Here is an 11,471-nt window from a genome sequence, read left to right as displayed (position 1 = left end):
TGTCGATGGATTAAAATTACATGGTTTTTAGTTTTGGGTTTTTGGCTGGCTGGGGGAGCGATCGCCCGTTGAGTCGAGATGATTTATCGTTGGGTGGGGGCGGGTTTTTGAGATTGTTTGTTTCCGGCGATGATGGTTGGTGAACCCGCCCCTACGGGTATGATGTCGATGGATTAAAATTACATGGTTTTTAGTTTTGGGTTTTTGGCTGGCTGGGGGAGCGATCGCCCGTTGAGTCGATCGGCATTACCAAGATTTTATCAACTCGGTTGCCGTCCATATCGACTACTTCCACGCGCAAACCGTTCCACTCAAAATGCTCGGCTGCTGTGGGAATTTTCCCCAAATTTGTAATCACAAAACCGCCCATTGTGTGGTAACTTCCTTTGTGTTCGGCTGACTCTTCGATTCCAAATAGCTCAAAAAAATCTTCGACTGCTAGCATTCCGTCTAACAGCCAAGAACCGTCTTCGCGCTGCACGGTTTGAGGTTCGTCAGCATCTTCAATCGAGGGAAAGTCGCCAACGAGTTCGACTAAAATGTCGTTGACTGTAACCAATCCTTGAATCACGCCGTATTCGTCTACTACCAAGGCAATTTGATTGCTCGATTGTTTGAAAAGTTCTAATACTTTTAAACCCCGCGTGCTTTCCGGTACAAATAACGGTCGTCGTAAAGAAGCGCTTAAATCTAGGGGTTGACCAGTTAAAGTCCGAGACAGCATATCAGTAACGTGTACTAAACCGACAACGTTGTCGAGTCCTCCTTGACACACAGGAAACCGAGAATGACCACTGCCGAGCATTTTTTGGCGGTTTTCTTCCACTGAATCATCCAGATCGAGCCAGGTAAGATCGGGACGCGGGGTCATTAAGGCGCTGACTCGCCGATCGCCCAAACGAAACACTCTTTCCACCATATCTTGTTCGGCTTCTTCAAAGGTTCCGGCTTCTGTTCCTTGCTCGATTAAAACTTTAATTTCTTCCTCTGTAACTTGCGGTTCTGTAGAAGGCACAATCCCCATGATCCGCATCACTAAGTCAGTGGAATAACTTAACAGATAAACCGCAGGAGCGCCGATTTTTGAGAGCATTCGCATGGGAATTGCTACGCTTGAGGCGATCGGCTCTGGGTTGTTGAGTGCCAGCCGCTTCGGCACGAGTTCCCCGATAATTAAGGTCAGATAAGTGATGGTTAAAACTGCTACTACTGAGGCGATCGTCTGAGAATAGGGTCCCAAGGCAGGAATCAACCGTAACAAAGGCTCTACCCTTTTAGCAACCGTCGTTTCCCCAAAAGCGCCCGACAGAATGGCTAGCATCGTAATCCCGATTTGAACTGTCGGCAAGAACTGATTGGGGGCATTCGCCAGATCCAAGGCTACACGGGCATTGATCGAACCTTGGTTGGCCATCTGTTGCAGTCTCACCTTCCGTACAGAGATGATGGCCATCTCTGACATCACAAACAAGCCATTGAGGAAAACCAGCAGGAGAACAATCAGAAGGTCTATATTTGAGGACATTTCTAAAATTTTCGGTAGTAACGGCGAAGCGCTCTGCCCGGTTAGTCGATTTTAGATTTTAGATTTTAGATTTTAGATTGACGACGCCGCCAGTATCTGGGGGATTTCCCTAATGTCTAAAATTCTTCCATCTTCACAACTTGAGTACGTGGCAGGGTATCCGTCTTTGGGTGCAGTCACAGGAGAGGTCTGGAAGCTGCGAATCTCGATCGCAAAATCGAAATTTTTTCTAAACCTGGCCCTATATTAACGGAACTGGCTCGATCGCGATCGCCGGATCGACATATTAAAGCACAAATCTATCTCCAGTTAAGTTCCCAGGCGTCAATCGATTGCGCGATTTTAGATTTTAGATTTTAGATTGAAGCCTTGACTTGCGCGAGATGAATCACGTGGCGGGTATCCTGGATGCTTTCGGTCAACAGCAGAGCGGCACAATCAGGGATGTTTGTCGTACAATCTCCTTAACAGGCAAAGGGAAAGAGCCTTCGCCGATCGGGGATTAAAATTAAAAGCGCATGACTTTCTCTTCAATAATTCGTACCCTGGGGCGATCGCCCCTAGCAACAGAACTCCTCAACAAGCTCAAGCGCCATCGCTACGTGCAACTGTCCGGCGTAGCCCGTTTGCCCAAAGGTTTAGTAGCTTCCGCCCTCGCACAGCAAGAAGGGCGGAGTTTACTGGTAGTGACAGCAACTCTAGAAGAAGCCGGCCGTTGGGTGGCAGGGCTAGAGGCTATGGGCTGGCAGACTGTGCATTTTTACCCAACTTCCGAGGCTTCGCCCTACGAGCTATCTTACTCCGACGAGAACGAAATGACGTGGGGACAAATGCAGGTGCTGGCGGATTTGGTCGAGAAACAAGAAACAAACCCTAATTCTAAGCCGATCGCGATTGTAGCCACCGAAAGAGCTCTCCAGTGTCACTTGCCCCCGCCTGCTGCTTTTGAACCCTACTGTCTGACGCTGAAGCGAGGTGCGGTTCAAGACTCGAAGATACTTGACCGCCAACTTGTGTCGATGGGCTACGATCGAGTGACTCTGGTAGAAATGGAGGGCCAGTGGAGTCGCCGGGGCGATATTGTCGATGTGTTTCCGGTAGCGGCGGAGTTGCCAGTGCGGCTGGAATGGTTTGGGGATGATTTGGAGCAAATTCGGGAGTTTGACCCGTCTTCCCAGCGATCGCTCGATAAGGTCGATCGGTTAGTTTTAACCCCTACTAATTTTAACACAATTATTAAAGCAGTTTTATCTGAAAAAAATATTGACGAAATTAACCAACTAGGCTCTGTAGACCCAGAAAATGAAGGCGAAAAATTTGTCCGCAGGCTGTTGGGTTTAGCGTTCGAGCAACCTGCATCTTTGTTGGATTATTTGACTGAAAATACTTTAGTTGTTATTGACGAACCACAAGGGTGCGAAGGTCACAGCGACCGCTGGTATGAGAATGCACAGGAACAGTGGAATAATTGCAATCGGGAATCGGCAGTTACTGGTGAGGAAACAGAAAAATTGCCAATTGCTAATTTCAAAGTTCCGAAAATTCACCGCACTTTTGCTGAATCTATGGCAGATGTCGCAGCTTTCGAGAGGCTAGAACTTTCTGAATTGGCAGAAGATTCTACGGCTAAAAAACTTCAAAGCTCTGCGGAGGGCGACCAGCTACCGTCTGCGATTAATTTGGCTTCTCGGCCTGTGCCGGTGATGCCTCACCAATTTGCTAAGCTGTCTCAAATGCTCAGGGAAGAGCGCGATCGGGGTTTTACTATTTTCCTGGTTTCGGCTCAACCCAGCCGTTCTGTTTCTTTGCTCTCGGAACACGACTGTCCGGCTCAGTTTGTGGTGAATCCGCGCGATTATTTGGCGATCGACAAGTTGCAATTGCAGCACATTCCGGTGGCTTTGAAGTACAGCGGGCTGGCAGAATTAGAAGGTTTTATTCTGCCGACTTTTCGGATTGTGTTAATTACCGATCGGGAATTTTACGGTCAGCATTCTCTCGCTACTTTTAGCTACGTCCGCAAGCGCCGTCGTGCTGCTTCTAAGCAAGTAGACCCGAATAAATTAAGCCCTGGTGATTATGTGGTTCACCGCCAGCACGGAGTGGGTAAATTTATCAAGTTGGAACGTTTGACGATCGATCGGGAAACTCGCGAATATTTATTGATTCAATACGCTGACGGTACTCTGAGGGTGGCGGCCGATCAATTGGGCGCTTTGTCGAGGTTTCGGACTGTAGGCGATAAAGTACCGGATTTAAACAAGCTGACAGGCCAAACTTGGGAAAAAACTAAAACAAAGGTTCGCAAAGCTGTTAAGAAATTGGCAGTGGATTTGCTGAATCTTTATGCTAAAAGAGCTAAACAAACAGGTTACGCTTTTCCTCCTGATATGCCTTGGCAACAAGAATTAGAGGATTCTTTTCCTTACCAGCCAACCCCGGATCAGTTGAAGGCAACTCAGGATGTGAAACGCGACATGGAGGGCGATCGACCGATGGATCGTTTGGTCTGCGGCGATGTCGGTTTTGGTAAGACAGAAGTGGCTCTGAGAGCGATTTTTAAGGCGGTTACGGCGGGCAAGCAGGTGGCTTTGCTCGCGCCGACGACGATTTTGACCCAACAGCACTATCACACGCTCTCGGAGCGTTTTTCCCCTTATCCGATCGAAGTTGGTTTGCTCAATCGCTTTCGCACTGAAACCGAGCGCCGAGAGATTCACAAGCGTTTGGCGACTGGGGAATTAGATGTGATTGTCGGTACTCAAGCTGTTTTGAGCAAGGCGATTAAATTTCGGGATTTGGGCTTGTTGGTGGTGGATGAAGAACAGCGGTTTGGGGTTAAGCAAAAGGAAGCAATTAAATCTCTCAAAACAGAGGTAGATGTTCTGACTTTGACAGCAACGCCGATTCCCCGGACTTTGTATATGTCGCTGTCGGGGATTCGCGAGATGAGTTTGATTTCGACTCCGCCTCCCAGCAGACGCCCGATTCAGACGCATTTGGCTCCCTATAACCCGGAAGTGGTGCGATCGGCAATTCGTCAAGAATTGGACAGGGGCGGTCAGGTTTTTTACGTGGTGCCGCGGATTGAGGGGATTGATGAGTTGGCAGTTCAGTTGCAGGAGATGGTTCCGTCTGCCAGAATTGCGATCGCCCACGGTCAAATGGAGGCGTCGGAACTAGAATCAATCATGCTGACTTTCAGTGCGGCGGAGTTTGATATTTTGGTGTGCACGACGATTATTGAGTCGGGTTTGGATATTCCGCGAGTCAATACAATTTTAATTGAAGACGCGCAGAAGTTTGGTTTGGGTCAGCTTTACCAGTTGCGGGGACGGGTGGGACGCGCGGGGATTCAAGCTCACGCTTGGCTGTTTTATCCGAAGCAGAACCAACTGTCTGATGCTGCAAGGCAGAGGCTGCGGGCTATTCAAGAGTTTGCCCAGTTGGGTTCGGGCTATCAGTTGGCTGTCCGAGATATGGAAATTCGCGGTTCGGGTGATGTTTTGGGTACTGAACAATCTGGTCAAATGGAGGCGATCGGTTTTGATTTGTATGCTGAAATGTTAGAGGAGGCTATTCGGGAAATTAAGGGTCAGGAAATTCCGAAAGTTGAGGACGCGCAAATTGACCTAACTTTGACGGCGTTTATTCCTGCCGATTACATCGCAGATTTGGATCAAAAGATGAGCGCTTACCGGTCTGTGGCTTCTGCTAATACCCCTGAAGAATTACAGCAGATTCAGGCTGATTGGTGCGATCGCTATGGGCCAATTCCTCTGCCAGCCCAGCAACTTATCCGTGTTGTCGAACTCAAACAAATTGCTAAAAAAATCGGTTTTTCTCGGATCAAACCGGAGAATAAGCAGAACATAGTTTTGGAAACTGCGATGGAAGAGCCTGCTTGGAATTTGCTCAAGGCTAATTTGCCGGAACATTTGCGCTCTCGTTTTGTCTACAGCAAGGGGAAGGTTACTATTCGAGGTATGGCGGTTTTGACGGCCCAAAAGCAATTGGATAATTTGATTGATTGGTTGGGTAAAATGCAGGGCGCTTTGCCGGAAGCAAATGTTTGATTTTAATATATAATCCCCAAATCTAGCGCACCGCCGAAACCACAGAATAATACCGATGGAACCCTAAAAAATCTTACTGCTGTTTTCATGATGGTTTTAGCGACAGAAAGGATTAAAATCGTGAAAAAGTTAGTGAGTATTTTTTTGGCGATCGCGCTAATGCAAGGAGTCCCAATGGCGGTTCAATCTCAACAAATAATTGACCCGATCGATCGGGTTGTGAGTGCCGGATTGATGAATAAAGATGCTAGTGGTAATTTTAATGCTGATGGCCTTGTCAGTCGCGCCGATTTGGCGGTGATTTTAGTGAAAACTTTTGGTTTGGAACGCCGGAAAACCGCTCAGAAACCGGATAGGGAATTGCCGGATGTCCCGAAGAGTTACTGGGCTTACAGTGCGATTCAAACTGCTTTGAAAACGGGAACGATGAGTGGATATCGCGACGGAATGTTTTTCCCAAATCAAAGGGTGACTCGCGCTGAAGCTTTGGCGATTTTTGCTCAGGCTTACGGGGTTTTTCAGTTTCCCGAACCCAGCATTTCCGAAATTTTAGCTAAGTATCCAGATGCAGGCGAAATTCCTAATTGGGCTAGAAAGTCTTTGGCTACTGCACTTTATGAAGGGTTTGTTAATGTTGATATCGCAACTAATAAGATTAATCCTTTGAAGCCGATGACTCGCGGGGATATCGCTTACGCTTTGAGCAAGTATTTGGAGCGGCAGGTAAGACCCAGTTCTTTGCCTGTCCCCGACGAGGAGCCTCCCGATCGCGGCGTGGGAAGGTGATAGTGTTAAGTTGTGATATCAAATCCGGTAGCATCCGAATTATTCCTCTCTGTATTCTCTCCCTCTGCGTTCTCTGCGCCCTCTGCGGTTAAATAATCCCGATACAACCGGAAACGATATGAGTTAAAAAGTCGATCGCCCGCCATTCAAACACCATGCAAAATCCCGGAGATTTGGTGACTGTAAAAGCAGCCATCAAACCCCCAGGATTTAAGTTTTCCCTCTTAAACGAGGCTCAAATTATCCCCAGTGAGCTTTAACTCACTCAGCAGTAGCCAATTCGGTACTGGCACCACCGCGCTTCCGAGTCAGGGTATTGAAAAGCATCTGACCGACTGCTTTAATCAAATTGCCTTCTAACTCCATGAACATCTTCATGTTCATGCCAAAAGCTGCATTAGCTTCGTCAACAATTCGCTCTGCTGTTGCTTCGTCAATCGGCAGTTCATTCATTGCCTGACGGTAGTTACCCTTGAATTCTTTTTCATCAGGAATATCCTGGAATTCATAGAAAGCAGTGCCTTCTCCCTCGGAAAGATTCATCCCGCGCTGGGCAATTCCCTTGAGGATTTGTCCGCCGGATAAATCGCCCAAGTAGCGAGTGTAAGAGTGAGCTACTAACAGTTCTGGTGCGGTCGCCGAAATCTCGCGAATTCGCTCCACATAAGCTTTAGCTGCTGCTGACGGAGCTACTTGTTCGCGCCAATTCGCACCGTAGTAGTAAAATAAATCTTGCTCTAAGCTGTGTTTGCGATTCAACTCAGAAAAGTAAATTTTTGAAACAACCGGATGCTGCTTTTGGCGTTCCATTTCCTCTTCCATTGCCGAGTAGACAAAGTAGAGGTTTCCTACTAACTTCCGGTAAGAAGTTTTTTCTACAACGCCTTTTAAAAAACACTTGACAAAACCGACGTTTTCTGCCATTGTGTGGGACTTTTTGGTTCCCTCACGCAATTTGGTCGCTAAATTGATGCTCATAAAAAAATTCGGTAAGTGGGAAACTCAGCGTCTTTAGACCTGAGATGGAAACGGCTCGGCGGTCGAAACCGCCGTGAATCTTTGCATTACACGAGGATTGCTAGATGGGAGTGTAATGAATGTAATGTAATTTCGATGGGACACTTCAGCTAGGGGAGCGTGCATCGAAATTACCCTCTCAAATTTGGCAACCCGCGATCGCATAATGTTTGCTCTTTCGAGCCTCCCTTTCGGGGTGATGTTAGCTTCGACAAAGTTAACGGCCGGTACTATATCTAGGACACTGATTTAACCCAATAAGTCTGTTTAATCCTAAATTTCTAGAGCAAGGAACTAGCTTCGCATTCCCTGGTAGGTCTTTAACTCTTACCGTTAACGTAGTACCAAGGTACTGAGTCTGGTCAACTGCGGTTTAAGTCTTAGGCTAGAAGCCCAATCTCTTTAGACCTGGGTCGTTGACGCTATATTTGTCCAACCTTCTATTTTTGTGGTAGCTGATGGATGCGCCAAAAATCTAAAATTTACCTAAGTGTTTACCTTAGATCGATTTGATGAGAGATTGTATTAATTTTTATAACAAAACCTAGAAACATCAAAGGGCCCTGATGCCCGATCGCCCGAAAGGGCAGAAGGCATCAGGGCCGCAAAAGTTTAGTCATGAGTCCTGAGTCATTAGCTGCTAGCTAACGACTCAGGACTCATGATTAATTTAGATGTCCAAGTCGAGGAGGTTGAGTTTGGGGCCGTAGGTTTCGATGAATTCGCGGCGGGGGGCGACACGATCGCCCATTAAGATCGTAAAGATGCGATCGGCCTCAGCAGCGTCTTCAATCTCCACCCGTTTCAGCGTCCGAGTTTCTGGGTTCATCGTCGTATCCCACAACTGTGTCGGCATCATTTCACCCAAACCTTTGAACCGCTGAATGGTGTAGTTAGCATTCGCCGGAAATTCATTGCGGATGAGATTGTTCATTTCGCGATCGCTGTAACAGTAGTAATGATTGCGTCCCCGTTCCACTTTATAGAGAGGAGGACAAGCAATATAGATGTAACCTTGTTCTACAAGTGCCCGCTGATAGCGGTAGAAGAAAGTCAGCAACAGCGTGCGGATGTGGGCACCATCCACGTCAGCGTCAGTCATAATTACGATGTGGTGATACCGCAATTGACCCGGATCGAATTCTTCGCCTTTGATGCCCAAACCCAGGGCTGTAATTAACGATTGAATTTCGTTATTTTTGTAGATTTTGGCGTCGTCGGTTTTCTCAATGTTGAGAATTTTACCGCGCAAAGGCAGGATTGCTTGAAATTGGCGATCGCGCCCTTGTTTGGCACTGTTATGGACAAAAATTCCCGCAGCTAATGCAAAGTTGTGACTGTTGGGCACTTCGATGTCGTAAACATCGTAGCGTTCCTCCAAATGTTCGATCGACACAACGCGGTGGTTGTAATTCCGAACCGCTTGGCGAGCATATACTTCATCACCATTAAAGTAGCGATCGCAAAACGTCTCAAACTTCAACAAAGTCTTATCACCCTTCATGCGGCGATAAAGATTGTAAGCATCTACATTCATCCAACCTTCTTTCAGGTGGACTGTCTTCAAAGCTTCCAGCGTCTGGCGGTAATAAGTTTCCTTCAAAGTCGCTTTACGTTTCTGGCGAAACTCCGGCGTCCACTGTTCCTTAGTTTTTTCGCGCCGCCACTCCAACAAATTCTCATCTTGCCACTGTTCTTTAGCAAGTTGAGAATGAGTCTCCCGTGCTTCAGGATTGTTAGCAAAATGATTACTCACCCGTTCCGACTGAGCCAAACGGTTTTCTTCACTACTCCAATACTCTTGCTGGGCTTGGTTCAGCAGTTCATTATTTTGCTGGCGATAAGTTTCATCACTATCGTAAAACTCCCGCCACTTGCTCATCATGTAAGCTTTATACTCTTCATCTTCCCACTGAGCTTTCGCCTGTTCCGAAAGAATTTGTCGCGTTTCAGGCTGCCGCATCCGCTCTTTCATCATCGCCCGAAATTCATCAGTCATGTGAGCTTGACGGCTCTTTTCAATGACATCGGGCCTGTGCAAGGTTTTCTCAAGGTTCGCGCGGTGAAGAGCCAAGTGATCCTCAGCCGACATTCGCTGAATATTTGTCGGATTGTTGTTGAGTTTATTGAAATCAACGTGGTGGCGGTGATTGCCCTCAGATGCTTGATAGACACCGTGTTTTAGGTTGTAGAAATCCGCTAAAAGATGGGTGTAAATCCACTTATCACTGTTGGGATTCCAAACCATTTCGTAACCGTTAAGTCCCTGGCCCTGTTTGGTTTTTTCCGACAACTTGCGGTGGAACGGCATTAATGAATCTTCCGGTGTCAGCAGGGCTGCTGCTTTGTAAGTGCCATCCCGCAACATGAATGGATGGTCGGGAGTGCAAGTTATTGTCTCCCCATTGTCTAATGTCAGTTTGACAACTTCAGCATTTGCTTTAGTCATCCGAGCATTAGTTATTCGCTCAAACCCGATGTTTCCACTCTCGCGAATGGTGTAGCAAAAGTGTTCTTTACCTTCTGCTTGTTCGTCAACTATCTGTTTGATAGTTTTTGTCGTACCGTCAGCTAATTTTATTTCCTGAGATGAAAAAAAACAGCCCCCCGCGGAATCCCCCTCGACGAGGTAGATCTCAGACAGGGCGGGGTCTCTGGAGCTACAGTCCGCTAATTTTCCAGGCAAAGGAGACGATTCTAAGACTGATTTTCGGCGCACTAAATCGCGGGCACGGCGGGCGGCTTCAGCGGCCTTAAATGCCTGAATTGCTTTTTCCAAAATAGCGTCGGCTACTTGGGGGCGAAACTCTAAATATTCTGTCAATACTTCGCCTACCAAGGAATCGACAATTCCCCGAACTTCTGTATTTCCTAGCTTGGTTTTAGTTTGACCTTCAAATTCCGGATCTGGGACTTTGACCGAAATCACTGCTGTCAAACCTTCGCGCACGTTTTCGCCGGCGAGGTTGGGCTCGTTTTCTTTGATTTTGTTGCGCTTGCGGGCGATCGAATTCATCGTCCGCGTCAAAACTGCCTTCAGACCTTCTAAGTGCGTGCCACCGTCGATCGTCCGAATGTTGTTAGCAAAACCTAGAACGTTGTCGCTAAAAGCATCGACGCACCACTGCAAAGCCACTTCTATCTGCACGTTATTGCGTTCGCCTTGCACGTAAATCACTTCTTCGTGCAGAGGCTGCTTTTCGCGGTTCATGTAGGCGATATATTCCTTGATTCCGCCCTCGTAACAGTATGTTTCGATGCGAGGTTCGCTACTTTTAAGCAGTTCCAAACGGTGGTCGCTAAACGTAATTCTCACGCCCGCATTCAAGTAACCCAATTCTCGCAAGCGCCCCGCGAGTGTAGTGTAATCAAATTCAATGCCAGTGCTAAATATTTGAGTATCTGGCAAGAAAGAAACTGAAGTGCCGGTGCGAGTGCCTTTGTTGGGCTTGGCAGTAAGTTCAGTAACTGGATTGCCTCTTTCGTAGCGCTGTAAATGTTCTTTTTGGTCGCGCCAAACTGTCACTTCTACCCACTCGGACAGCGCGTTAACAACAGAAATACCTACACCGTGCAATCCTCCAGAAACCTTGTAGCCACCACCGCCAAATTTACCGCCGGCGTGGAGTACAGTCATTACTGTTTCTATTCCCGATTTGCCAGTCTTGGCAACGATGCCGGTCGGAATACCCCGGCCGTCGTCTGTCACGGTAACGGAACCGTCGGCGTTGATGTCAATCTCGATGTGAGTGCAGTGGCCAGCCAGCGCCTCATCTATGGAATTGTCCACAACCTCGTAAACTAGATGGTGGAGTCCTCGCGGGCCGGTGGTACCGATGTACATCCCCGGTCGTTTACGGACTGCTTCGAGACCTTCGAGAACTTGAATCTGGTCGGCGCTGTAGCTGCTGGTCATACAAAAATAGCTCCAATAATGAGGCCTAAAGCCCCGAAAGCTTCTAAAATGGGAAAACTCCTAAAATTATAGCACAAAACCGTTAAAGGCGATGCTAGGGCTTTCTGAAGGGAAATTTATCGGGGGGAGGGATGGGAATAGTTTTGAGATT

The 11,471-nt window shown here is 47.5% G+C and carries 5 protein-coding genes; 2 read left to right on the top strand and 3 right to left on the bottom strand.

Annotated elements, in window-relative coordinates:
• Nucleotides 1–190 precede the first annotated feature (190 nt).
• Nucleotides 191–1,525, bottom strand: a complete 1,335-nt coding sequence (locus QT973_RS11685) for a hemolysin family protein (RefSeq protein ID WP_333053595.1) — start codon at nucleotides 1,523–1,525, stop codon at nucleotides 191–193.
• A gap of 518 nt (nucleotides 1,526–2,043) precedes the next feature.
• On the opposite strand from QT973_RS11685, the gene mfd reads away from it, so the two are divergent.
• Both mfd and QT973_RS11675 read left to right on the top strand, forming a co-directional pair.
• Nucleotides 2,044–5,601: a transcription-repair coupling factor gene (gene mfd / locus QT973_RS11680; RefSeq protein WP_333391363.1), complete on the top strand. Its 3,558-nt coding sequence runs from the start codon at nucleotides 2,044–2,046 to the stop codon at nucleotides 5,599–5,601.
• A gap of 132 nt (nucleotides 5,602–5,733) precedes the next feature.
• A complete protein-coding gene (locus tag QT973_RS11675) occupies nucleotides 5,734–6,387 on the top strand; it encodes an S-layer homology domain-containing protein (protein WP_333391361.1) in 654 nt (217 codons plus the stop codon).
• A 261-nt stretch (nucleotides 6,388–6,648) separates the two neighbouring features.
• Here QT973_RS11675 and QT973_RS11670 read toward each other — a convergent pair whose 3' ends face one another.
• Together QT973_RS11670 and gyrB are read right to left on the bottom strand one after the other, a co-directional pair.
• A complete protein-coding gene (locus QT973_RS11670) occupies nucleotides 6,649–7,365 on the bottom strand; it encodes a heme oxygenase (biliverdin-producing) (RefSeq protein WP_333053598.1) in 717 nt (238 codons plus the stop codon).
• A gap of 709 nt (nucleotides 7,366–8,074) precedes the next feature.
• The gene (gyrB, locus tag QT973_RS11665) at nucleotides 8,075–11,320 is read right to left on the bottom strand and encodes a DNA topoisomerase (ATP-hydrolyzing) subunit B (protein ID WP_333208895.1); all 3,246 of its coding nucleotides are present in this window, start codon (nucleotides 11,318–11,320) and stop codon (nucleotides 8,075–8,077) included.
• Nucleotides 11,321–11,471: the final 151 nt, after the last annotated feature.

The sequence above is a fragment of the Microcoleus sp. Z1_A1 genome, assembly GCF_036700305.1.
Taxonomy (GTDB): Bacteria; Cyanobacteriota; Cyanobacteriia; order Cyanobacteriales; family Microcoleaceae; genus Microcoleus.
The sequence above is the reverse complement of the archived record's forward strand: the minus strand, read 5'-3'. Positions and strand labels throughout refer to the sequence as shown.

Bases quoted from the DNA above. Each gene is read 5' to 3' on its own strand.
- QT973_RS11685 (WP_333053595.1), bottom strand. From the start codon at position 1,525: ATGTCCTCAAATATAGACCTTCTGATTGTTCTCCTGCTGGTTTTCCTC.
- mfd (WP_333391363.1), top strand. From the start codon at position 2,044: ATGACTTTCTCTTCAATAATTCGTACCCTGGGGCGATCGCCCCTAGCA.
- QT973_RS11670 (WP_333053598.1), bottom strand. From the start codon at position 7,365: ATGAGCATCAATTTAGCGACCAAATTGCGTGAGGGAACCAAAAAGTCC.
- gyrB (WP_333208895.1), bottom strand. From the start codon at position 11,320: ATGACCAGCAGCTACAGCGCCGACCAGATTCAAGTTCTCGAAGGTCTC.